This is a genomic window from Methylobacterium nodulans ORS 2060, assembly GCF_000022085.1.
GTDB classification, from domain to species: Bacteria; Pseudomonadota; Alphaproteobacteria; order Rhizobiales; family Beijerinckiaceae; genus Methylobacterium; species Methylobacterium nodulans.
Map to the genome: position 1 here is coordinate 1,806,667 of NC_011894.1, position 21,927 is coordinate 1,828,593.

20 protein-coding genes are annotated in these 21,927 nt (G+C 72.0%); 10 read left to right on the top strand and 10 right to left on the bottom strand.

Translation table 11 applies throughout. The annotated features are described in order from the left end of the window. Window positions 1-70 precede the first annotated feature (70 nt). Window positions 71-802 (top strand): 4'-phosphopantetheinyl transferase family protein, encoded by a 732-nt coding sequence (locus MNOD_RS08260; RefSeq protein ID WP_015928399.1) that lies wholly within the window; start codon window positions 71-73, stop codon window positions 800-802. A 4-nt stretch (window positions 803-806) separates the two neighbouring features. On the opposite strand, the gene MNOD_RS08265 is transcribed toward MNOD_RS08260, so the two are convergent. The 6 genes from MNOD_RS08265 to MNOD_RS08290 form a co-directional block, all read right to left on the bottom strand. Continuing rightward, window positions 807-1,688: an RNA polymerase factor sigma-32 gene (locus tag MNOD_RS08265; protein ID WP_015928400.1), complete on the bottom strand. Its 882-nt coding sequence runs from the start codon at window positions 1,686-1,688 to the stop codon at window positions 807-809. A 220-nt stretch (window positions 1,689-1,908) separates the two neighbouring features. Next, entirely contained in the window at window positions 1,909-2,502 is a 594-nt protein-coding gene (locus MNOD_RS08270; RefSeq protein WP_015928401.1) for a CarD family transcriptional regulator, read from the bottom strand. Between the two features lie 409 nt (window positions 2,503-2,911). After that, window positions 2,912-3,250 (bottom strand): ferredoxin FdxA, encoded by a 339-nt coding sequence (gene fdxA / locus MNOD_RS08275; RefSeq protein ID WP_015928402.1) that lies wholly within the window; start codon window positions 3,248-3,250, stop codon window positions 2,912-2,914. Between the two features lie 134 nt (window positions 3,251-3,384). After that, window positions 3,385-3,666 (bottom strand): RNA-binding S4 domain-containing protein, encoded by a 282-nt coding sequence (locus MNOD_RS08280; RefSeq protein WP_015928403.1) that lies wholly within the window; start codon window positions 3,664-3,666, stop codon window positions 3,385-3,387. A 7-nt stretch (window positions 3,667-3,673) separates the two neighbouring features. After that, entirely contained in the window at window positions 3,674-7,054 is a 3,381-nt protein-coding gene (locus MNOD_RS08285) for a helicase-related protein (RefSeq protein ID WP_043748313.1), read from the bottom strand. A gap of 164 nt (window positions 7,055-7,218) precedes the next feature. Then, the gene (locus MNOD_RS08290) at window positions 7,219-7,566 is read right to left on the bottom strand and encodes a hypothetical protein (protein WP_015928405.1); all 348 of its coding nucleotides are present in this window, start codon (window positions 7,564-7,566) and stop codon (window positions 7,219-7,221) included. Window positions 7,567-7,755: 189 nt separating this feature from the next. Here MNOD_RS08290 and MNOD_RS08295 point away from each other — a divergent pair, with 189 nt between their 5' ends. From MNOD_RS08295 to hisN, 4 genes are all read left to right on the top strand, one after another. Then, complete coding sequence (locus tag MNOD_RS08295) at window positions 7,756-8,265, top strand: pyridoxamine 5'-phosphate oxidase family protein (protein WP_015928406.1); 510 nt, start codon at window positions 7,756-7,758, stop codon at window positions 8,263-8,265. A gap of 95 nt (window positions 8,266-8,360) precedes the next feature. Then, complete coding sequence (gene pncB / locus MNOD_RS08300; protein ID WP_015928407.1) at window positions 8,361-9,653, top strand: nicotinate phosphoribosyltransferase; 1,293 nt, start codon at window positions 8,361-8,363, stop codon at window positions 9,651-9,653. Between the two features lie 231 nt (window positions 9,654-9,884). Beyond that, window positions 9,885-11,927 carry an AI-2E family transporter gene (locus tag MNOD_RS08305; protein WP_015928408.1) on the top strand — a complete coding sequence of 681 codons (2,043 nt, stop codon included), beginning with the start codon at window positions 9,885-9,887 and terminating at the stop codon, window positions 11,925-11,927. Between the two features lie 75 nt (window positions 11,928-12,002). Beyond that, window positions 12,003-12,791, top strand: a complete 789-nt coding sequence (hisN, locus tag MNOD_RS08310) for a histidinol-phosphatase (protein WP_015928409.1) — start codon at window positions 12,003-12,005, stop codon at window positions 12,789-12,791. Between the two features lie 180 nt (window positions 12,792-12,971). Here the strand turns inward: hisN and MNOD_RS08315 are convergent, their stop codons facing one another. Continuing rightward, entirely contained in the window at window positions 12,972-13,973 is a 1,002-nt protein-coding gene (locus MNOD_RS08315) for an alpha/beta hydrolase (RefSeq protein WP_015928410.1), read from the bottom strand. A 223-nt stretch (window positions 13,974-14,196) separates the two neighbouring features. Here MNOD_RS08315 and MNOD_RS08320 point away from each other — a divergent pair, with 223 nt between their 5' ends. Further along, on the top strand, window positions 14,197-14,664 hold the full coding sequence (locus MNOD_RS08320; protein WP_015928411.1) for an Hsp20 family protein: 468 nt from the start codon (window positions 14,197-14,199) through the stop codon (window positions 14,662-14,664). 493 nt (window positions 14,665-15,157) lie between these two features. Here the strand turns inward: MNOD_RS08320 and MNOD_RS08325 are convergent, their stop codons facing one another. Further along, window positions 15,158-15,583: a hypothetical protein gene (locus tag MNOD_RS08325; RefSeq protein WP_015928412.1), complete on the bottom strand. Its 426-nt coding sequence runs from the start codon at window positions 15,581-15,583 to the stop codon at window positions 15,158-15,160. Between the two features lie 205 nt (window positions 15,584-15,788). On the opposite strand from MNOD_RS08325, the gene MNOD_RS08330 reads away from it, so the two are divergent. The 3 genes from MNOD_RS08330 (at window position 15,789) to hemC (ending at window position 17,323) form a co-directional block, all read left to right on the top strand. Beyond that, window positions 15,789-16,088 (top strand): antibiotic biosynthesis monooxygenase family protein, encoded by a 300-nt coding sequence (locus MNOD_RS08330; protein WP_015928413.1) that lies wholly within the window; start codon window positions 15,789-15,791, stop codon window positions 16,086-16,088. Between the two features lie 41 nt (window positions 16,089-16,129). Continuing rightward, window positions 16,130-16,315 (top strand): hypothetical protein, encoded by a 186-nt coding sequence (locus tag MNOD_RS08335; RefSeq protein WP_015928414.1) that lies wholly within the window; start codon window positions 16,130-16,132, stop codon window positions 16,313-16,315. A 72-nt stretch (window positions 16,316-16,387) separates the two neighbouring features. Beyond that, window positions 16,388-17,323, top strand: a complete 936-nt coding sequence (gene hemC, locus MNOD_RS08340; RefSeq protein ID WP_043748316.1) for a hydroxymethylbilane synthase — start codon at window positions 16,388-16,390, stop codon at window positions 17,321-17,323. A 23-nt stretch (window positions 17,324-17,346) separates the two neighbouring features. Here the strand turns inward: hemC and pbpC are convergent, their stop codons facing one another. Further along, window positions 17,347-19,464, bottom strand: a complete 2,118-nt coding sequence (pbpC, locus tag MNOD_RS08345; RefSeq protein ID WP_015928416.1) for a penicillin-binding protein 1C — start codon at window positions 19,462-19,464, stop codon at window positions 17,347-17,349. Window positions 19,465-19,801: 337 nt separating this feature from the next. Beyond that, on the bottom strand, window positions 19,802-20,788 hold the full coding sequence (locus MNOD_RS08350; RefSeq protein WP_015928417.1) for an aldo/keto reductase: 987 nt from the start codon (window positions 20,786-20,788) through the stop codon (window positions 19,802-19,804). Window positions 20,789-21,028: 240 nt separating this feature from the next. Here MNOD_RS08350 and MNOD_RS08355 point away from each other — a divergent pair, with 240 nt between their 5' ends. Next, window positions 21,029-21,925 (top strand): LysR family transcriptional regulator, encoded by an 897-nt coding sequence (locus MNOD_RS08355; protein WP_015928418.1) that lies wholly within the window; start codon window positions 21,029-21,031, stop codon window positions 21,923-21,925. Window positions 21,926-21,927 lie beyond the last annotated feature (2 nt).

Below are 21,927 nucleotides of genomic sequence, written 5' to 3' on the forward strand. Positions count from 1 at the left end.
CATCGGATGTCGGATGAGACTTCTGCCGCCGCCGCGCCTCTGCTAGCTCCCGTGACGGGGAGCGGACGGGATGGCGGACGAGAGTGCGGAATTCGATCGCCCGGCTGTCTCGCTCGCCGGGCTCTTCCCCTGTCTCGGCCCGGGCGAGGCGCTCGCCGTGGTGGCGCGGGCGGAGGCGGTGATCGCCGGGCTTCCGCCCGAGCGAAGATCCCTGCCGCCGGACGAGACCGCCCGGATCGCACGGTTCCTCCAGCCGCAGGATCGGCGCGAGCGCATGGCCGCGCACGGCCTCCTTCGCCACCTCCTCGGCGCGCATCTCGGCCGGGCGCCGGGCGGCATCGTGCTCACGCGCGACCGCTTCGGCCGGCCGTCTCTTGCGGAGGCGCCGGGCCTCGACCTGAATCTCAGCCACGGGGCCGGCTGGGTCGCCGTCGGGCTGGGGTGCGGCGGGCGGGTCGGCGTCGATGTCGAGGGGGCGAGCCGGCCCGTGGAGTGGGACGCCGTGGCGCGGCTGTTCCTGCATCCGGCGGAACTCGCGGCCTTCCGGGCGCTGCCATCCGCCGCGCGGCCTGCGCGCGCGCTCGAACTCTGGGCCGTGAAGGAGGCGTGCCTGAAGGCGAGCGGGGAGGGGCTGTCGGCCGCGCCCCAGACGGTGCGCCTCGCCCCCGAGGAGGAGGCGTGGTCGCTCGCGCATCGCGGCCTGCGGCTGCGGGCGTGGTCGCGCCTCCTCGATGACGGCGCCCGCTTCGCCTGGGCGGGCGAGGCGGGCCTGCGCTTCCGGGTCGTGCGGGCCAGCGCCTGAGGGCTCAGACGAAGGCGCTCATGCCGCCCGAATGCTGCTGCGGGAAGCGCTCGGCCAGGGCCCGGCGGAGCTTCTCGAGGGCACGGTTCTCGATCTGGCGCACCCGCTCCTTGGAGATGCCGAGCCGGTGCCCCAGGGCTTCGAGGGTCGCCTGATCCTCGGCCAGGCGCCGCTCGTGCAGGATGCGCAGCTCGCGCTCGGAGAGCACCGTGAGGGCCTGCCGCAGCCAGGTCAGCCGCCGCTCGCCGTCGACGGCGTCCGAGACGGCCTCGTCGGGCAGCGGCGACGTGTCGACCAGGAAGTCGACCCGCTCGGCCGATGCGTCGCCCTCATCCGTGATGGGGGCGTTCAGCGACATGTCGGGGCCCGAGAGCCGGGCATCCATCAGCGCCACGTCCTCGCGGGAGACGCCGATGGCCGTGGCGATGCGGCTGTGGATCTCGTCGCCGACGCGCTCGTCGGTCGACTGCATCAGCCGGGCGCGCAGGCGGCGCAGGTTGAAGAACAGGGCCTTCTGGGCCGAGGAGGTGCCGCCCCGGACGATCGACCAGTTGCGCAGGATGTAATCCTGGATCGAAGCGCGAATCCACCAAGTGGCATAGGTGGAGAACCGGACGTCCCGCTCCGGCTCGAAGCGGGCGGCGGCCTCCATCAGGCCGACATGTCCCTCCTGCACGAGGTCGGCCATGGGCAGGCCGTAATGCCGGAAGCGGCCCGCCAGGGCGATGACGAGGCGCATATGGGCCGAGATCAGGCGGTGCAGGGCCTGTTCGTCGCGTTCATCCTTCCAGCGGACCGCAAGGCCGCGCTCCTCTTCCCGCTCCAGGAAGGGCGCGTCCATCGCCATGCGCACGAACTGCCGACGTATCCCCGCGATTTCCGCCATCCCCGCCTCCGCCAGCACGCCCATGACCGCCCATGACGGGGTCGCACGATGGCGCGCGCATCCGATCGACGTCCTCACGGGCCTGCGACAACGGCCCATGCGTGGCATTGGTTCCGCACCGCAAAGGCGAAGACGGGAGAACCCGGGGCAGGTGTGGCTTTGATGCAACGAAAAAGCCCGGCGCGAGGCCGGGCTTTGCAAGAGGCGGGAACGGGGCGGATCAGGCCGCTTCGGCCTCGTCCTGGATGTCCTCGGCGTCGGGTTCGCCCTCGACCTCGGCGCTCTTTGCCCGCCGCGGCGACTTGGCGAGGCTCTGCTCGATGAGCTTGAGCGACTCCGTGTCCGTGATCTTGTTGACCGCGGCAATCTCGCGCACCACCCGGTCGAGGGCCGCCTCGTAGAGCTGGCGCTCGGAATAGGACTGCTCGGGCTGGGCCTCGGACCGGTAGAGGTCGCGCACCACCTCGGTCACCGCGATGAGGTCGCCCGAGTTGATCTTCGCCTCGTATTCCTGGGCGCGGCGCGACCACATGGTGCGCTTCACGCGGGCGCGACCGGTCAGCACGTCCAGCGCCTTCTTGACCAGCTCCGGCTCGGCGAGCTTGCGCATGCCGACCGCGTTCGCCTTGGCGGTCGGGACCCGAAGAACCATTTTGTCCTTCTCGAACGACACCACGAACAGCTCGAGCTTGTAGCCGGCAATCTCCTGCTCCTCGATGGCCGTGATGCGGCCGACGCCGTGGGCGGGGTACACGATCGCTTCGCCGGTCTTGAAGCCCTGCCGGGCAGCTGTCGTCTTCTTGGCGGTCGTCATGCGGGGGTGGCCTCCAGGTCGCCGTCCACGGTCTTCTCGCCGCGGGCGGGTCATTCGTCCGGGTCAGGGAGCCCGGCTGAAAATACATGCCAGTCGGACGCCCCGAAGACGCCCGCCAGTCCCTGTCAACCGATAGCTAAGGAACGTTCGAACAGACCGCGGACCGGGAAAAGCCCTCCACGGCTGACCTCATGCGGCAGGACCCCTTCGAGTAACAGCCCCGCTCAGCGGGCGCGTGCCGCATGTCGAACGTAAGCGACGGCGATCAGGACCCTAGCACGGAGAGCCCCGAAAATCAAAAAAATTCAGGCGCGCGGCGCGCATGGCAGCGCACCGTGCACCGTATCGCTTCAGGTTGTGGACGCCGCTTCCACGGCCGCGCGTCGGGGGCGGAAGACCGCTGCCCGCTTTAGTCCCCGGAGCCGGGATTGGGCGAGAAATGCGCCTCGTACTTGCCCGCGACCCCGTCCCACTCCTTGGCATCGGCCGGGGCGGGCTTCTTCTGGGTGATGTTGGGCCAGCTCTTGGCGAGGTCGGCGTTGAGCTTGAGCCACTTCTCCAGGCCCGGCTCGGTGTCGGGCTTGATCGCCTCGGCAGGGCATTCGGGCTCGCAGACGCCGCAATCGATGCACTCGTCGGGGTGGATGACGAGCATGTTCTCACCCTCGTAGAAGCAGTCGACCGGGCACACCTCCACGCAGTCCATGTACTTGCACTTGATGCAATTCTCGGTGACGACGTAGGTCATGAGCCGGTCGGTCCTTGAGGGGCGCTGGACGGGGCCTTGAGCCAGGGCCCTCGCGTGTTTCCGCCGGGCTCTAGACCCTGCCCGGGATGCTGGCAAGCGCCCGCAAGGCCGCAAGGATGTCTTGTCGCGCCGCGTCACCCGGGCGTCACGCCTTCCGCGACGTCGGCGTAGAGCAGGCGCGCCTCCGGCGCCGGGCCGCGGCGCTCGCCGAGGGCCAGCACCCGCACCGCCATGGTCGCGTGGGCCGCCGCGACGGTGATCACGTCACCGACCGCCACCGCCTTGGAGGCGGCCTCTGCCCGCTGGCCGTTCACCCGCACATGGCCGTCCGCGATGAGGCGCGCCGCGAGGCTGCGCGTCTTGGCGAAGCGGGCGAACCACAGCCACTTGTCGAGGCGCTGGCGATCCGCCCGCATCGCCGGCTCAGCGCTTGTCCCCGTCCCGCGCCTCCATCTGCGCCTTCAGGGCGAGCAGCTTGGCGAAGGGCGAATCCGGGTCGGGAGCCCGCTCGCGGCGGGGCGGGCGGTTGTCCTGCTGGCCACGATAGCTGTCGCGGCGCTCCTGCGGCGGGCGTCCGCCGCGCTCGCCCTCCGGCCCGCGGCCGTTCTGCGGTCCGCGCGGCGGGCGGCCCTCGGCGCGGGCGCCGTCCTGGCGCTCGCCCCAGCGCTGGCCGGGCCGTCCCTGCGGCCGCGGATGATCGCCGCCCGGATGGCGATCACGGCCCTGCTGGCGATCGCCACCCTGCTGGCCCTGGTCATCGCGGCGCGGGGGACGTCCCTCCGCGTGACGGGCCTGCGCCCCGGCCTGCGGGCGGCCGCGCCCCTGGTGACGGGCGGCATGGCCGCGCGGATGGCGGTGCATCCGCCAGACCTCGATGAGGATCGGCTCGGCGGGAGCGGCGGGCGCCTCCGCGGCCGGCTCCGCCGCGGGCTCGGCGGTGCTCGCCTGTGCCTCCGCAGCCTCGTGGGCCTCGTGGGCCGCATCCGGGGCCGCCTCGACGGTGTCCGGCTCCGCGGTCGCGACGGGTTCCGGCTCGCCGTGCTCCGGCTCGACGGGCGCCTCGGCCGTGACCGGCTCCGGCGCGGCCTCGGCGGCCGGGGCTTCCGGAGCGGCGGAGTCCTCGGGGGCGGATTCCTGGGGGGCGGATTCCTGGGGGGCGGCCGCGGCCTCGTGTGCCGCCTCGGCGGCGGGGAGCGCCTCGCCATCGGTGGGCGGCTCGGGGGCGTGTTCGGCCTCGGCGGGCGCCGCCTCGGCTGCAGCCGCCGCGTCGGGGGCGGAAGCGGCCGGCTGGACCGGCACGGTCGGGGCGGCTGGCCGCAGCGGCACCGTGATGGCGGGGCCGGCGCGGCGGTCCATCACGTAGCCGAGCGACTTCAGGATCGAGGCGAAATCCTCGCCCGAGCAGCCGACGAGCGAGGTCATGCCGACCGTGGCCACGAAGCCGTCGCGGTCGGCCGTGCCGGGCGGGGGCTCGCCCGGCGTCGTCCCCGGCACGTAGGCGATGGCCGGACGGATCAGGTCGGCGAGCCGCTCCAGGATGTCGACGCGCACGGCGCGCCCGCCGCAGACCCGGAAGCCCGCTGCCCGGTAGAGACCCTTGGCGATCTCGGCATCGACCGGCATGGAGGTGCGGCCGGAGCCGGCGAGATGTGCGATCTCGTCGAGGCCGCGCTGGTCGAGGCCGCCGTTCTGCAGCGCCCAGAGCTGCGCCGCGAGGGTGCGGGGCGCGGGCTTGAGGAGCGCCGGCATGTAGATGTGGTAGGCGCCGAAGCGCACGCCCCGCTTGCGCAGGGCCGCGCGGCCCTCCTGGTCGAGGCTGCGCATCTCGTTGAGGACGCGGGCGCGTTCGAGCACGCCGAGCGCCTCCGAGACCTGGAAGCCGATGCCGCGGGCAAGCCCGGTGAGGTCCTCGGCGGTCTCGAGTTCGAGGGCGGGGCCGAGCAGGCGCACGATATGCGCCTTCAGCCACGCGGAGAGGCGCCCCTCGACCTTGTCGCGGGCCGGGCCGGTGAGCTGCTCGTCCGCGAGGATGCGGAAGGCCGGTGCATAGAGCTTGTCGCCCGGCAAAAGCTTGGCGACGGGGTCGCCGGTCCAGCGGATCGTGCCGTCGTTCGACAGGACCAGGGCGGCATCCGCGGCCGCGGCGAACCGGTCGGCCCGGGCCTCGATCTCGCTCGCCAGCGCCTTCTCGGCGGCGCTCCGGAGGGTCTTGGCTTCCTGGCCCTCCGCGCCAGGGTCCGGCACGAACTGGAACCCGTGCAGGTGGCCGACATGCTGGCCTTCGACCGTCACGTCGCCGCCTGCGGTGATCTCAGCTTCCAACATGGTGTTCTCTCTCAGGCGCCGCATCAGGACGCTGGTGCGCCGGTCCACGAACCGGCTCGCCAGCCGCTCGTGGAGCGCATCGGACAGCCTGTCCTCTACCCGACGCGTCTCGCCCTGCCAATGCTCCGGGTCCTGAAGCCAGTCGGGGCGATTGGCCACGAAGGTCCAGGTCCGCACCTGGGCGATGCGCTGCGACAGGGTATCGATGTCGCCATCGATGCGGTCGACCATCGCCACGTGCTTGGCGAACCAGTCGGCCGGGATGCGCCCGGCCATGCCCCGCATCAGGAAGCGGTAGAGCTGGGCGATCAGATCCGCATGGGTCTGGATCGGGGTCTTGCGGTAGTCGGGCACGCCGCACACGGCCCAGAGCCGCTCCACCGCGCCGCCGCGTCCGGCGGCCACGTCGCGGATGTCGTCCTCGCGGGCCAGGAGATCGAGGGCGGCCTCGTCGTCGCCGCGCGGCGCGCGCACGAGGCCGCGCTCGCTCGGATGCTCGGCGAGGCTCGCCTGGAGCGCCGCCACCGAGGAGAAGTCGAGGTCGGGGTTGCGCCATTGCAGCAACCGCGTCGGCTCGAAGCTGTGGCTCTCCAGCGCCTCCACCATCTCGGGCTCGAAGGGCGGGCAGCGCCCGGTCGAGCCGAAGGTGCCGTCGCGCAGGTGGCGCCCGGCGCGGCCGGCGATCTGGGCCATCTCGGCCGGGGTGAGGCCGCGGAAGCGCGTCCCGTCGAACTTGCGGTTCGACGCGAAGGCGACGTGGTCGACGTCGAGATTGAGCCCCATGCCCACCGCATCCGTGGCCACGAGGTAGTCGACGTCGCCCGACTGGTAGAGCTCGACCTGCGCGTTGCGGGTGCGGGGCGAGAGGGCGCCGAGCACCACCGCGGCCCCGCCGCGCTGGCGGCGCAGCAGCTCGGCGATGGCGTAGACCTCCTCGGCCGAGAAGGCCACGACGGCGGTGCGGTGGGGCAGGCGCGAGATCCGCTTCTCGCCCGCGAAGCTGAGCCTGGAGAGGCGCGGCCGGGTGGTGATGTGGACGCCCGGAATGAGCGCCTGCACCAGCGGCGCTATGGTGGCCGAGCCGATGAGCAGCGTCTCCTCGCGCCCGCGCTGATGCAGCAGGCGGTCCGTGAAGGTGTGGCCCCGGTCCATGTCGGCTCCGAGCTGGACCTCGTCCACCGCCACGAAATCGACGCTGCGGTCGCGCGGCATCGCCTCGGCGGTGCAGATCCAGTAGCTCGGGCGGTCCGGCTTGATCTTCTCCTCGCCGGTGACGAGGGCCACGCGCTCGGAGCCGACCCGGTCGACGACCCGATGATAGACCTCGCGCGCGAGGAGCCGGAGCGGCAGGCCGATCATTCCGGTCGGGTGGGCGAGCATCCGCTCGATGGCGAGGTGGGTCTTGCCGGTGTTGGTCGGGCCGAGCACCGCCGTGACGCCGCGCGCACGGGCCTGCGGGGGAAGGGAGCGGCGGGTCATCAAGGTCGTGGCGGATCCTCGGGGCATTCGCCCGGCCTCGCGGGCGGAGCCGGGCGCACCGGCTTAAGCCGGTTTCAGGGCAGGTGCGCCGCGGTGTCCCGGCAGAACCTGCGGCACATCGGAAACCCGGCAGGCGAAGCGGTGGCGTGCCAGCGCAGGTCTGCTCAGCGGCTCCGGTCGCCGCGGCGGCGCGGGGCGCCGCGCGACGGTCCCTCGTCATATGGGGTGCCGCTGCTCGTCACGCCATCCGGGGTTCCATCGCTCCCGCCCGGGGCGGGCGCGTAGACGTCGATGCGCAGACGCGAGCGCTTGGTGCCCGAGAGGTCGGCGCAGAGCGTGTCGGGCACGGCGGTGAGCGGGCCGGCGCGGGCGGGGCGGCCCTCCGTCACCTGCGCGGACGAGACGGCGTCCCCGCCGCAACCGGTGCCGTTGGCGAGGGCGGGGAGGGGGAGCGCCAGGAGAGCGAGGGCCGCGACAGGGCCCGGCAGACGGTTGCGGGTGCTGATGCTCATCGCGTGTCTCCCGGCTCGTGCGGCCCGCCGGCCACGACATGGGACGGGACCGGACCCCCAGGGAGCGCCGCTTCCCTTCCGAAACCAAGCCCGGCCTCGCCGGTTGTCCCGCAGTTTCGCGATCCGCCGCCGCCCCGTCCGACCCCGCGCGGACGGCGCGCGACGGCCAACCGACGACGAGGAAGATCCATGCATCAGGGCAGCCATCGCGATCATGAGGGCGCGCAGAAACTCTTCAGCCTGATCAAGGACGTCAAGGTCGCCATGATGACGACCGTGGATTCCGACGGGCAGCTGCGCAGCCGGCCGATGTGGAGCCAGGAGGCCGACGACAAGGGCGACCTCTGGTTCTTTTCCAAGCTCGATGCGCCGGTCACCGGCGAGATCGGCCGCGATTCGCAGATCAATCTCGCCTATGCGGATCCCTCCAGCCAGACCTATGTCTCGGTTTCGGGCAGGGCGGAGATCGTGCGCGACAAGGCAATCATCGACGCCAAGTGGAACGAGAGCCTGAAGACCTGGTTCCCCAAGGGCAAGGATGATCCTGCCGTGGCGCTGATCCGGGTTCATCCGGAGAAGGGCGAGTACTGGGACAGCCCGAACGCCACCATGCTGCATCTCTACGGCTACGTGAAGGCGGCGGTCACGGGCGAGCCGCCCAAGACCGAGAAGAAGGCGGTCGACCTCGGCGCCCGGTGAGGCGCCTCCCGCCACATGCTTGACTTCCACGGCTGAACCGTGCGGGGTGATCAACCCCGCCCGGGCCTTCGCACCGGGTCACTCAGGCACGGGTGATGCTCGACCTCGCCACCAGGGTCTACAACCACACCTGGAAGATCGACCCGATCATCCGTTCGGTGCTCGACACCGATTTCTACAAGCTCCTGATGGCGCAGACGATCTTCCGCCGCCATCGGGACGTGGCCGTCACCTTCGGCATCCAGAACCGCACCAGCCGCGTCCGCCTCGCCGAACTCGTCGACGAGGGCGAGCTGCGCGAGCAGCTCGATCACTGCCGCTCCCTCCGGCTCAGCCGCGGCGAGTCCACCTGGCTGCGGGGCAACACCTTCTACGGCAAGCGGCAGATGTTCTCGCCGGACTTCATGGACTGGCTGGAGAACTTCCGCTTCCCCGAATACCTGCTGGAGAAGCAGGACGGCCAGTACGTCCTCACCTTCCACGGTCCCTGGATCGAGACCACGATGTGGGAGGTGCCCGCCCTCGCCATCCTCAACGAGCTGCGCTCCCGCGGCGTGCTCAAGGGCATGGGCAAGTTCGATCTCCAGATCCTCTACGCCCGGGCGATGACGCGGATCTGGGAGAAGATCGAGCGGCTGAAGGTGCTGCCTGGCCTCTCGATCGCGGATTTCGGCACGCGGCGGCGCCACGGCTTCCTGTGGCAGGACTGGTGCGTGGAGGCGATGATCGAGGGCCTCGGCCCTGCCTTCCTGGGCACCTCGAACTGCCTGATCGCCCTGCGCCACGACATCGAGGCGGTGGGCACCAACGCGCACGAGCTGCCGATGGTCTACGCGGCGCTCGCAGAGGACGACGAGGCGCTGGCCGCCGCGCCCTACGCCGTGCTCGCCGACTGGCAGCAGGATTATGGGGGCAACCTCCTGGTCCTCCTGCCCGACACCTACGGGACGACGGGCTTCCTCGCGAACGGCCCGGCCTGGATGGCCGACTGGACCGGCATCCGCATCGACTCGAAGGATCCGATCATCGGCGGCGAGGAGGCGATCGCGTGGTGGCGCGAGCAGGGGCGCAACCCCCGCGAGAAGCTCGCCATCTTCTCCGACGGCCTCGACATCGGCACGATCGAGACCATCCACCACCGTTTCCACGGGCGCCTGCGCATCGGCTACGGCTGGGGCACGCTGCTGACGAACGACTTCCGGGGACTGGCGCCGGACGGGCGCCTCGACCCGATCTCCATCGTCTGCAAGGTGATCTCGGCCAATGGCCGCCCGACCGTGAAGCTCTCCGACAATCCGACCAAGGCGCTCGGGCCGGAGGAGGAGGTGGAGCGCTACAAGCGCGTGTTCGCGGTCGGCGCGCAGGTGGCCCAGCCGCTGGTGGTGTGAAACGGCTTCCGGCTGCTTCCTTCCTCGTCTCGGAACAGATCAATCGGACACGGGCGCCGGAAGGGGTGGAGGAAAGAACCGGCCTCTCGGCGCGTCCATCTCCCGCTGCGGCACTCGCTTTTCGGCCTCCGGCCGGGGTCCCGGCCGGGATCCAATCGCGACCCTCGGTCGTTGCTGAGGGAAGTGAAACGGCCCGGCTTCGAGGCCGGATGCCCAAGGAGAAGCGGGCGAATGGCGCGCGGCAGTGGTGTGCGGTCTTCCCTCATTCCGGCTCTGCCGACGCGGATCCAGGCGGCCGAGACGCCCGACCGGGGCTTCGCCCTCCCGCTCCTCGTCGCCGCCATCATCGTGGCGGCCCTCTATTTCGGCCGCGAGATCCTGATCCCCATCGCCATCGCGGTGCTCCTGAGCTTCGTGCTCTGGCCGCTCGTCGGCCTGCTGCGCCGCCTGCCGATCGGGCGCACCGCCGCGATCGGGCTCGCGGTCGTCACCTGCATCGGCATCGTGGGGCTGCTCGCCGGCGTCATCGGCATGCAGGTCGCCGATCTCGGCACCGGCCTGCCGCGCTACCAGCGCACCATCGAGCGCAAGCTCGAGAACCTGAAGGAGGGCCCGGTCGGCTCCATCGCGGGCTACATGCGCAGCATCGGCCGCCACCTGCAGCAGGCCGGCAGCATGCCCGAGGACAAGGACAAGCCGCCGGTGCCGCGCGGCGCCACGTCCGAGCCCCGGGTGCAGAATCCCGACAAGCCGGTGCTGGTGGAGGTGCGCGAGCGCGATCTCGCGCCCGTCGAACTCGCCGAGCGCCTGCTCTCACCCGTCCTCGCGCCGCTCGCCACCACCGGCATCGTCTTCGTGGTGCTGATGTTCATCCTGGCCCAGCGGGAGGATCTGCGCGACCGCCTGATCCGGCTCGCCGGATCGAGCGACCTCCACCGCACCACGGTGGCGATGGACGACGCGGCGCGCCGCCTCAGCCGCTTCTTCCTGGTCCAGCTCGGGCTCAATGCCAGCTTCGGCGTGGCGATCGGGATCGGCCTCTGGCTCATCGGCGTGCCGAGCCCGATCCTGTGGGGCATCTTCTCGGCGCTGATGCGCTTCGTGCCCTATATCGGCGCCTTCCTGTCGGCCCTGCTGCCGCTGGCGCTCGCCGCGGCGGTCGATCCGGGCTGGAACATGGTGCTCGCCACCGCCGCCCTGTTCCTGGTCCTCGAACCCCTGGTGGGGCACGTCATCGAGCCCCTGCTGTACGGGCACTCGACCGGGCTCTCGCCCTTCGCGGTGCTGGTCTCGGCCCTGTTCTGGACCTGGCTGTGGGGACCGGTCGGGCTGCTGCTCTCGACGCCGCTCACCGTCTGCCTCGTGGTGCTCGGCCGCCACGTCGACCAGCTCGAATTCCTCGACGTGCTGTTCGGCGACCGGCCGGCCCTCACCCCCGTCGAGAATTTCTACCAGCGCATCCTCGCGGACGATCCCGACGAGGCGCAGGAACTCGCCGAGGCGATCCTCGCCGAATGCTCGCTCTCCTCCTACTACGACGACGTCGTGCTCAAGGGCCTGCAGCTCGCCGCCTCCGATGCGCGGCGCGGCGTGCTGACCGGGGAGCAGCTCGAGCGGATCCGCACCGCCATCGACGAGCTCGTCGCCGAACTCGCCGACCGGGAGGATGCGGCGCCGGCCAGCCAGCAGAGCCTCGCCGGGCGCCTTCTCGCCCGGCGCGACGCCGAGGTGCCTCCCTGCGACGCCAAGCCCGCCGTGGCGGACGCGCCCGACCCCGAGACGCTGCCCGCCCCCTGGCGGCAGAAGGGCGCCGTGCTCTGCGTCGCCGGGCGCGGGCCCCTCGACGAGGCGGCCTCGACGATGCTGTCGCAGCTCCTGGAGAAGAACGGGATCGGCACGCGGGTCGTGCCCTTCGGCGCGGTGTCGCGCGCTCAGATCGCCGCGCTCGATGCGGGCGAAGCGCGCATGGTGTGCATCTCCTACCTGGAGATCAGCGGCGCGCCGGCCCATCTGCGCTACCTCGTCCAGCGTGTGCGGCGGCGCCTGCCGCAGGCGCGGGTGCTCGTCGGCCTCTGGCCCGCCGACGACGCGGTGCTGGCCGACCCGGAGGCCCGCGCCTCGCTCGGCGCGGACGACTACGTCACCTCCCTGCGCGAGGGCGTCGAGGCCTGCCTGAAGGCGGCGCAGGCCGATCGGGCGCCGGCGAGCCCGCGCCTCGATGCCGTGGCCGAGTCGCCGCGCTCCGACGTCCTCCCGGCCGGTGCACCGGCCTGAGGGCTTGACGCCCGGGTCCCGGCGTTCTTTCGATCCGGTCGGACCGCAGAGCGCGCGTCTCGGGGGTATCAGGTGATGAGCGTCGTCGATTTCGCGCGGTTCGTGGACGAACTCGCCACCCAGTCGGGGCAGGCGATTCTGCCCTTCTTCCGCGCCGCCTTCATCACCGAGGACAAGGCGGTGGGCGCAAAGCCGTTCGACCCCGTGACGGAGGCCGACCGGGCGGGCGAGGCGGTGATGCGCCAGCTCATCTCCCGCACCTTCCCGAGCCACGGCATCCTGGGCGAGGAGTTCGGCACCGAGGGGGAGGGGGCCGAGTATGTCTGGGTGCTCGACCCGATCGACGGCACCCGCGGCTTCATCGCCGGCCTGCCGCTCTGGGGCACGCTCATCGGCCTCACCCGCGGCGGCACGCCCTGCTACGGGCTGATGCACCAGCCCTTCCTGGGCGAGCGCTTCTCGGGCGACGGCCAGACCGCCCAGTATCGCGGCCCGCACGGAACGCGCCGGCTGCTCACGCGCCGCCGCTCCTCCCTGTCCGAGGCGATCGCCGCCACGACCGACCCGCGCCTCTTCGGCGAGGGGAGGGAGCGCGAGGCCTATGGGCGCGTCGAGGCGGCGACCCGCCTCACGCGGTTCGGGACGGATTGCTACGCCTATTGCATGCTGGCGGCGGGCCAGATCGACCTCGTGATCGAGGCGGGGCTGAAGCCCTACGACATCGTGGCGCTGATCCCGATCGTGGAGGGCGCGGGCGGCGTCGTCACGACCTGGGACGGCGGCCCGGCCTCGGGCGGCGGCAACATCGTGGCGGCGGGCAGCAAGCGCCTGCACGAGGCGGCGCTGAAGCTCCTCAACGGCTGATACCAACGGTCATTTTCATGTGACCGTTGGTTCTGCTCTCGAATTTTCGCCAAGCCTCTCCATGAAGCTCTGGCTTGGTGCCGACAATGCGAGATGGGTCGACGGCCCGATGCGCGAGCATGCGCGTCAGCACCCGCTGCGGCAGCAGCCGGGGCCGTTGGGATGAGGCGGGGCGCCCCGCTACTCCGACGGCATCCGTTCAAGGGCGACCAGATCCGCCTCCCGCGCCGCCGGCACGGGCGTGCCCGGCACGAAGGCGTCGAAGGCCGCCCAGAACTGCTCGCGGATCGCGTCCTGCTCCATCAGGATCTCGTGGCGGGCGCCGCGCAGCGTGATCGTGTGCCCGGCCTTGAGGCGGGCGGCGAAGCGCTGGATCGCCGGGGTGCTGCAGACCGGGTCCTCCCCGGCCGCGATGACGAGCACCGGCAGCCGGATGCCGACGGGACAGCGCGGATCCTCCAGGCAGCGCATGGCCCGGAAGGCGGCGGCGAGCCAGGCGACGGTGGGATCGCCCACGGCCCCGGCGCCCACCGCCAGCGCCGCCGCGGCGTTGCGGGCGTAGCGCACCGGATCGGTCGTGAGGCGGTTGCCCGGAAACGGCTTCGTCGCGATGGAGACCGGGCTCCCGCCCGGCACGTAGCGCCGGCCGAGGCCGAGCCCATTGAGGAGCGCCGCCGCCCGCATCGCCGCGCGGGGACGGCGCACCATCGCGATGCCGAGCATCGGCGCGACCGTCACCAGGCGCGAGAAGGGCAGCCCTTCCTCCCGTGCCGCGATCAGGCACACCGCTCCGCCCATCGAATGCGCGAGCCCGAACACGGGCTGCGGCATGAGCGGCTCCAGCACATGGTCGGCGATGGCGTCGAGGTCGAGCCGGTACTCCTCGAAATCACCGACATGGCCCTTGTGCGCATCCTCGACGGTGCGGTCCGAACCGCCCTGGCCCCGCCAGTCGAAGGCCGCGACGGCGAAGCCGCGGGCCCGCAGGTCGCCGATGGTCTCGTAGTACTTCTCGATGAACTCCGCCCGGCCCTGGATGAGGCAGACGGTGCCCTTGGCGGTGCGGGTGGTCGGCGCCCAGGTCGCGGCGCGCAGCGTCAGGCCGTCCCTGGTCGGCACGGCCAGCGTGCGGGCGCCCGGCGGGATCGGATTGTCCGGGGTGGCAATGAGCGGGACGGTCACGGACGCACCCTCGGGCGAGTGAACGGCAACGGTTCGAGACCACCCCGTCCGCCCGGCGAAATCAAGCGCCTGCGCGCCTCGTCCCACGATTCCGGGCCTTGAACGGGCCAGGACCGCCTCCGATATCAGCGGGGCGCCGGCCATCAGGCGGCGCAAGCACCCAGGCAGTCCGGCCTCTCAGGCGGACCCGAGACCACATATTGCTTCGGACGGAGAATATGTCATGCGTCAGTTCGACCTTGCTCCCCTCTATCGCTCGACCGTCGGCTTCGACCGGCTGTTCTCGGCTCTCGACCAGTTCGTGAGCGCGGAGGCCGCCCCGACCTACCCGCCCTACAACATCGAGCGCACCGGCGAGAACGCCTACCGCATCACGGTCGCGGTTGCCGGCTTCACGGACCAGGATCTGTCGATCGAAGTCCGCGAGAACGCGCTGACGATCAAGGGCGAGCGCAAGGCCGCCGAGGCCCGCAAGAGCGAGTTCCTGCATCAGGGCATCGCAGCGCGCAGCTTCGAGCGCCGCTTCCAGCTCGCGGACTATGTCCAGGTGACGGGCGCGGCCCTGGAGAACGGCCTGCTCCACGTCGATCTCGTGCGCGAGATCCCGGAGGCCAAGAAGCCGCGCCAGATCCAGATCGCCACGGGCAGCGCCCCGCGGTCGATCGAGGGCACGGTCCAACAGGCCGCGTAAGCGACAAGACCTGATCCCAGAGCGGAGCGCCCCGGCGAGAGCCGGGGCGTTTTCGCAGGCGGGGGGCCGATCGGCCCGGGGGGCAGGCGCCGCCTCAACCGGGCCGAGGGGACGGCATCTCGTCACCCAGTTCGCAGCAAGCCGTTGGACTCGGCTTTCGGTTGATCTGTTGCGAGACGAGTCAGCGCAGGGAACCCCTCTCCCGTGCCCTCTTGTCTCCGAACGGATCAACCGGAGACCGTATCAGTTCGCTACCGGCTACGCCGACCCTGGGGGATGAAACCGCGGCTGACTGAGCGCCCCTCCGATGGCACCCTCAACGGCCCTCATGCTGAGGTGCAGCCGCAGGCTGCCTCGAAGCACGCCTGACCGCTGGTCCGAGGCTCGGGTGGCTGGGAGCACCGGTCCGGGGTGCTTCGAGGCTGCGCGATCTGCGATCGCCCAGCACCTCAGCATGAGGGCCGGGGCTGCTGCCACGCAGGTCAAGTTCTATTTAGAGATCCCCGAAGGCGAGCTGGGCCTGCGCCTTCGGCTTGCGGGCGGCCGCGGCCTTCTCCTTCGGCTTGCGCGCGCGTTTCACGTCGGTCCCGCGGATCCGCGCCTTGCCCTTGTCACGGGCGACCGCCTCCGGAGCATGCTGGTCGCCCGAGAGCCACTTGCCGCGCTTGATCACCTCGTTCACCCGGCCCTGGTTGACCCCGAGCTTGAAGGCGATCTCCTGCTGGGTCATGTCCGTGGAGCCGTGAAGCTCCAGGATCATCCGGGCGAGTTCCGGGGTCATCTTCTTGCCCACGATGCGCCGGCCCGGCTTCACCGTCCGGTTCGCCCGGTCGCGCTCGCGCAGCCGCTCCAGGATGGCGAGCGCCATGAGCATCCCGTGCTCGCGCAGGGCTTCCTCGAATTCCTTCAGCGTCGTCATCGGTGAACCCTCGGATCTGCTGATCGGAGCAACGGTTCCGCTTGCGCGCGGTTTCTGGCGGGACCGGGGCGCATTCACGGTTTGTGCGCGCCGCCTTCCCCGGATGCAACCGCATGCGCCCGTCATCCACTGCTCTCGCGTAGACCTCTCGCGTAGACTTGGGCCGCAGGATCGCGCATGCGGGGGCGTTCACGGGAGGAACACGATGGTTCTGGAAATCGCGCAGTTCGAGGTGAAGCCCGGCCACGAGGCCGCCTTCGAGGACGGCGTCGCCGAGGCGACCGCCCTGTTCCAGCGCGCGAAGGGCTGCCGCGGGATGAAGCTCCACCGCTCGATCGAGCACCCGACACGCTACCGGCTGATGGTCGAGTGGGAGACCCTGGAGAACCACACGGTGGATTTCCGCGGCTCCGCCGACTTCCAGGCCTGGCGCGCCCTCGTCTCCGAGCATTTCGCGGCGCCGCCCGCCGTCGAGCACACGACCGTCACCGCCGCGGGCTTCTGAACGGAGCGCGCCCTCGGCCGTTGGTCTCGCCGGAGGCGCACATGAGCACAGACCGCGATGCACCGGAACGGAGCGAGCCCCGCCGCGAGGGGCTCGCCGACGACAGCCTCTCCACAAGCCGCCGGCCCGCCGGACGCCCCGAGGGCGCCGAGCGGAGCGAGCCGGACCACCCGGCCGGTACGCCGCAGGGCGAGCGGATCGCGGATGAGCAGATCCCGAAGGACTAGTCCGCCGCAGGTGACAGGGCCGGGGCTTGCGGCTACTCGCGAGGACTCGTGATGGTTCTCCGACGGCAAGACATGGTCCACCGCCCCCTGCGCATCGGCACCCGCGGCAGCCCGATGGCGCTCGCCCAGACCGGCATGGTCCGCGACCGCATCGCCGCCGCGCATCCTCACCTCGCCGAACCCGGCGCGATGGAACTCGTCGTGGTCAACACGGTGGCGGACAAGGTCCTCGACCGGCCGCTCTCGGCCATCGGCGGCAAGGGGCTGTTCACCAAGGAACTCGAACAGGCGCTGTTCGCCGGCGAGATCGACCTCGCCGTCCACTCGATGAAGGACGTCGAGACCTGGCTGCCGGACGGGCTCGTCATCGCCAGCATCCTTGAGCGGGACGACCCGCGCGATGCCTTCCTGTCGCTCAAGGCGCGGAGCCTCGCCGAGCTGCCGGCCGGCAGCCGCGTCGGCACCTCGTCCCTGCGGCGGGGCGCGCAGGTGCTGATGCGCCGGCCGGACCTGCAGATCGTGCCGCTGCGCGGCAACGCCAACACCCGCATCCGCAGGCTGGAGGAGGGGGCCTGCGATGCGACGCTGCTCGCCATTGCGGGGCTGGAGCGGCTCGGCCTCGCCCATCTGGCGCAGGAGGTGATGGGCACCGACACGATGCTGCCCGCGGTGGCGCAGGGCGCGCTCGGCATCGAGTGCCGCGCGGCCGATCAGGAGCTCATCGACCTCCTCCAGGCGGTGGCCTGTCCCCGCACCACCACGGCGCTCGCCGCCGAGCGCGGGCTCCTCGCCGAGCTCGACGGTTCCTGCCGCACGCCGATCGCGGCGCTGGCCGAGATCGAGGGCGACCGGCTCACCCTTAACGGCCTTCTGTTCCTGCCCGATGGCAGCGCGCATTGGGCGACGACGCGCAGCGGCCCGGCCGCCGAGGCCGCCGCCATCGGCAAGGAGGCCGGGGCGGACCTGAAGGCGCAGGCGGGCGAGACCTATCGCAAGCACCTGCAATAGGCCGCCCGGCTCGTCCGGAGATCTCACTCCAATCGCACCACCACACTGTCGCTCGCGCCCGTCGCGTCCATGACGGAGATGCGCGCGAAGCCGGCCCCGTCCGGCTGCCATTCGGCCTGGCGGCGCGACGCTTCGGGCAGCGGCAGGCTGTTGACCATCCAGGTGAGCGGCAGCGTGCCGCCGAGCGCCTTGAGGGCGAGCCCAGCGGGCGCGCCTTCGCCGAGGCCGACATCGACCCGGGCGCCGTCCGGCGGATAGGCGATGCGCAACGGGGCGCCGGGCGCCTCGCCGGCCACCTTCGGGGCGTCGCGGCGGATGTGGCGCAGGGGCGGCGGCAGGCCCGCCGTAGTGGTGACGAGCGCGTCGCGGGGAGCGGCGACCGGCTCCGGCTCGCCGCCGTAGCGGGCGAAGGCATCGAACAGGATCGGCGCTGCGGCGAGACGCCCGACGAGGCCCGGCACGCTCGCCCCGTCCGGCCGCCCGACCCAGACCGCGACGGTGATGCGCCGGTCGAATCCCACCGCCCAGGCGTCGCGGTAGCCGTAGGAGGTGCCGGTCTTGTAGGCGATGCGGTTCGGCAGCGCGTTCTCCGGCGGCGGCGTGCCGCGCAAGGTATCCGCCACGTACCAGGCGGCCACGCCCTCGGCGATGCGGGGCAGGTCGCGCGGGGGCGGCGGGTCGGCGTCGCGCCGCCGCACGAGATCCGGCACGAGCCCGCCGCGGGCCAGCCCCGCATAGAGGCGCGCGAGGTCGGCAAGCGTGATCCCGAGGCCGCCGAGCGCCACCGGCAGGCCGGGCGCCGCGTCCCGGGGGAGCGCGATCGCCGCCCCGCCGGCCCGCAGCCGGGCGATGAAGCGCGCGGGGCCGACCAGGTCCAGAAGCTCGACGGCCGGCACGTTGAGGGACATCTGCAGGGCGCGCCGGGCCGTCACCGTGCCCTGGAACGTCTGGTCGAAATTCTCGGGCGCGTAGGAGGCGCCGAAGCGCGAGGGCCGGTCCTCGATCAGCGTTTCGGGATGGGCGAGCCCGCTCTCGAAGGCGAGCGCGTAGACGAAGGGCTTGAGCGCCGAGCCCGGCGAGCGCAGCGCGCCCGCCATGTCGATCGCCCCCGACCGGGAGGCATCGAGATAGCCGGCGCTGCCGACATGAGCCCGCACCTCGCCGGTGGGGTTGTCGATCACCAGGATCGCCGTCGAGAGGCCCGGGCCGAGGGCGGCGATCCGCTCCGCGGCGAGCGCCTCCAGGCTCGCCTGAAGCCGCGCCTCGATGGTGAGGCGATGGACCGGACGGGCGGGCGCCTGCGCCAGGGCGGCCTCTGCCGCATGGGCGGCCAGCATCGGGAAGGGGCGGCGCTGCCGCGGCACCGGCTCGGCCTTGGCCGCCTCGGCCTCGTCCCGCCGCACCACGCCGCGCGCTGCCGCGCGATCGAGGACGCGGTCGCGGGCGCGCTTGGCGGCCTCGGGAAAGCGGTCGGGCCGGCGGGTCTCGGGGGCCTGGGGCAGGGCGACGAGGAGCGCCGCCTCCGCCAGCGACAGCCGCCCCGGCTCGTGGCCGAAATAGGCGAGGCTCGCCGCCCGCGCGCCCTCGACCGGTCCGCCATAGGGGGCGAGGGCGAGGTAGAGCCGCAGCACCCCCTCCTTGCCCAGCCGCCGCTCCAGCTCGATCGCGCGCCGCATCTGGCGCAGCTTCGCGCCGAGCGAGCGCTCGGCCCGGGGCTCGACGAGGCGCGCGACCTGCATCGAGAGCGTCGAGCCCCCCGACACGATCCGGCCCGCCCGCAGCCATTGGCCGGCGGCGCGCAGCAGGGCGGCCGGGTCGATCCCGGGATGATGCGCGAAGCGCCGGTCCTCGTAGGCCATGAGCATGGCGAGGTAGCGCGGATCGACGGCCGTCGGGGCGAGCGGCAGGCGCCAGCGCCCATCCGCGGTCGCGAAGGGGCGCAGCAGCGTGCCGTGCCGGTCAAGGACGATGGGGGAGCGGGCCTCGGCGGCGGAGAGGTCGAGGTCGCCGCCGCGGGCGAACCGCCACCACAGGCCGGTCCCACCGGCGAGCCCCAGGACAGCGAGGAACAGGAGCGCGAGGCGGATGCTCCGCCGCACCCATCTCCGATCCGCGCCCCGTGGCGGCTCCCTGGTCGTCATCCGGCTCCTGCCCGGCTGATCCCGACGGCCCGAGACATTCCCGCCTCGGGCCGTTGCCATGCCCCACGGACCATGGCGCATTTCGCGGCCGGAGGCGATGCCGGGCCGGCCCTGACACGGATGAACCCGGCTACAAGGCCCCCGATGGCAGCCCCACCGGCCCTCATGCTGAGGCGGCCGGCGCCAGCCGGCCCTCGAAGCACCCCGGACCGGTGATCCCGGCCACCTGGAGCTTGGATGAGCGTTCAGGGGTGCTTCGAGGCTCCGTGCGATCTTCGATCGCCAGGAGCACCTCAGCATGAGGAGCGGGGCGGCTGCCACGCAGGTCAGGTTCTATTCAGGCGGGTTCGATCCCGACCATGCCGGCCTCCGGGTAGCGCGCGCCTGCCACCGCATCCGGGGCGAACAGGGTATCGAGCCGGCGAATCTCCGCCGGATCGAGCACGATGTCGACCGCCGCGGCGTTCTCGGCCAGCCGGGAGGAGCGTCTTGCCCCCGGGATCGGGATGACGTGCGGCTCCCGGGCGACGAGCCAGGCCAGGGCGATCTGGGCGGCGGTGGCGCCGCGCTCCCGGGCGAAAGCGTCGAGCGCCGCGGCGAGGCGGCGGTTGCTGGCCAGCGCCTCGCCCTGGAAGCGCGGATTGCCGCGGCGGAAATCGCCCTCGGCGAGGGCCGCGACATCCAGGGTGCCGGTCAGGAAGCCGCGCCCGAGAGGGGAATAGGCGACGAAGGCGGTGCCGAGGTCGCGGCAGGTCGCGAGCAGGCCCCGTTCCGGCTCGCGGCTCCAGAGCGAGTACTCGCTCTGCACGGCGGCGATCGGATGCACGGCGTGGGCCGCCCGGAGCGTCGCGGGCGAGACTTCGGACAGGCCGAGAGCGCGGACCTTCCCGGCCTCGACGAGCCGGGCCATGGCGCCGACCACCTCCGCGATCGGCACGGCTGGGTCGCGGCGGTGGCAATAGTAGAGATCGATCGTCTCGATGCCGAGCCGCCGGAGCGACGCCTCGCAGGCGCGCGCGACGAAGGCGGGCGAGTTGTCGATGCGGCGAGAATAGGCGCCGGGCTCGCGCACGATGCCGAACTTGGTCGCCACCACCACCCGGTCCCGCCGTCCGGCGAGGACGGAGCCGATCAGCGCCTCGTTGTGGCCGTGCCCGTACGTATCGGCCGTGTCGAGGAAGTCGTAGCCGAGGGCGAAGGCCGCTTCGAGCGTTGCCCGCGACTGCGCATCGTCGGCCGGCCCGTAGAATTCGGACATGCCCATGCAACCGAGGCCGGGAACCGAGACGGTGAGGCCGGAACGGCCGAGGGGGCGCTGCTGCATGGAATTTCTCCTTCTGTTACCAACGGCCCGGGCTGCTGACGTAAGCCAAGTGCTGACGCAGCGGGCCGTTGAGCCATCTCGAATTGTCGACACCAAGCCTGCGGCTTGGCGACAATTCGAGACCGGAACCAACGGTCATTTGAAATGACCGTTGGTATGCGATCGCGCCTGGATCTGGCATCGGGGCCACGCGCCGATAAGCTGCGCCATTCCGCATGACCTCCTGAGCCCCGCTCATCAATGCTGCGCAGCGATCTTCCCGACCTCGTGGCCTTCGCCAGCGTGGCGCGGCACCGGAGCTTCCGGCGCGCGGCGGCGGAACTCGGCGTGTCGCCCTCGGCGCTGAGCCATAGCGTGCGGGATCTCGAAGCCCGGATCGGCGTGCGGCTGCTCAACCGGACGACCCGCAGCGTGGCGCCCACCGAGGCAGGGGCGGCTCTCCTGGCGCGGCTCGCCCCGGCGCTCGGCGAGATCGACCGGGCCGTGTCGGACGTCGCGGCCTCCGGGGGACGCCTGACCGGCACGCTGCGCCTCAATGCGCCGCGCTCGGCCTGCCGCCTCGTGCTGGCGCCGCTCGTCGCGCGTTTTCTTGCCCTTCACCCGGGCGTTCGGGTAGAGATCGCCTGCGACGATGCGCTCGCGGACATCGTCGGGCAGGGCTTCGATGCCGGGGTGCGCTTCGGCGAGCGGGTCCCGCGGGACATGATCGCCGTGCCGCTCGGTGGTCCGCAGCGCTTCGCCGTGGTCGCGGCACCGGCCTATCTGGCGGCGCGCGGCGCGCCCGACACGCCGGAGGATCTCGCCGGGCATGCCTGCCTGCGGCAGCGCTTTCCCGGCGGCGCCGTGATGCGCTGGGAGTTCGAGCGGGAGGGCCGGGCCTGCTGTGCGATCGATGTCGACGGTCCCCTCACCCTGAACGAGCAGGAGCTGCTGCTGCAGGCTGCGATCGACGGGGTCGGCCTTGCCTTCGTGTTCGAGGGCTACGCAGCCTCCGCCCTGGCGGACGGCCGGCTCGTCCGCCTGCTGGAGCCGTGGTGCCCCTCCTTCCCGGGCTTCGTCCTCTATCACCCGAGCCGGCGGCAGCCCCCGGCGCCGCTGCGCGCCTTCCTGGCGCTGCTGCGGCAGGGAGGGCCGTGAGG

Coding starts and splice junctions, on each gene's coding strand:
- MNOD_RS08355 (WP_015928418.1), top strand. CDS start 21,029: ATGCTGCGCAGCGATCTTCCCGACCTCGTGGCCTTCGCCAGCGTGGCG.
- pncB (WP_015928407.1), top strand. CDS start 8,361: ATGCTCGACCTCGCCACCAGGGTCTACAACCACACCTGGAAGATCGAC.
- MNOD_RS08325 (WP_015928412.1), bottom strand. CDS start 15,583: ATGACGACGCTGAAGGAATTCGAGGAAGCCCTGCGCGAGCACGGGATG.
- MNOD_RS08270 (WP_015928401.1), bottom strand. CDS start 2,502: ATGACGACCGCCAAGAAGACGACAGCTGCCCGGCAGGGCTTCAAGACC.
- MNOD_RS08265 (WP_015928400.1), bottom strand. CDS start 1,688: ATGGCGGAAATCGCGGGGATACGTCGGCAGTTCGTGCGCATGGCGATG.
- MNOD_RS08320 (WP_015928411.1), top strand. CDS start 14,197: ATGCGTCAGTTCGACCTTGCTCCCCTCTATCGCTCGACCGTCGGCTTC.
- hisN (WP_015928409.1), top strand. CDS start 12,003: ATGAGCGTCGTCGATTTCGCGCGGTTCGTGGACGAACTCGCCACCCAG.
- fdxA (WP_015928402.1), bottom strand. CDS start 3,250: ATGACCTACGTCGTCACCGAGAATTGCATCAAGTGCAAGTACATGGAC.
- MNOD_RS08295 (WP_015928406.1), top strand. CDS start 7,756: ATGCATCAGGGCAGCCATCGCGATCATGAGGGCGCGCAGAAACTCTTC.
- MNOD_RS08330 (WP_015928413.1), top strand. CDS start 15,789: ATGGTTCTGGAAATCGCGCAGTTCGAGGTGAAGCCCGGCCACGAGGCC.
- MNOD_RS08280 (WP_015928403.1), bottom strand. CDS start 3,666: ATGCGGGCGGATCGCCAGCGCCTCGACAAGTGGCTGTGGTTCGCCCGC.
- MNOD_RS08260 (WP_015928399.1), top strand. CDS start 71: ATGGCGGACGAGAGTGCGGAATTCGATCGCCCGGCTGTCTCGCTCGCC.
- MNOD_RS08335 (WP_015928414.1), top strand. CDS start 16,130: ATGAGCACAGACCGCGATGCACCGGAACGGAGCGAGCCCCGCCGCGAG.
- MNOD_RS08290 (WP_015928405.1), bottom strand. CDS start 7,566: ATGAGCATCAGCACCCGCAACCGTCTGCCGGGCCCTGTCGCGGCCCTC.
- MNOD_RS08350 (WP_015928417.1), bottom strand. CDS start 20,788: ATGCAGCAGCGCCCCCTCGGCCGTTCCGGCCTCACCGTCTCGGTTCCC.
- hemC (WP_043748316.1), top strand. CDS start 16,388: ATGGTCCACCGCCCCCTGCGCATCGGCACCCGCGGCAGCCCGATGGCG.
- MNOD_RS08285 (WP_043748313.1), bottom strand. CDS start 7,054: ATGACCCGCCGCTCCCTTCCCCCGCAGGCCCGTGCGCGCGGCGTCACG.
- MNOD_RS08305 (WP_015928408.1), top strand. CDS start 9,885: ATGGCGCGCGGCAGTGGTGTGCGGTCTTCCCTCATTCCGGCTCTGCCG.
- pbpC (WP_015928416.1), bottom strand. CDS start 19,464: ATGACGACCAGGGAGCCGCCACGGGGCGCGGATCGGAGATGGGTGCGG.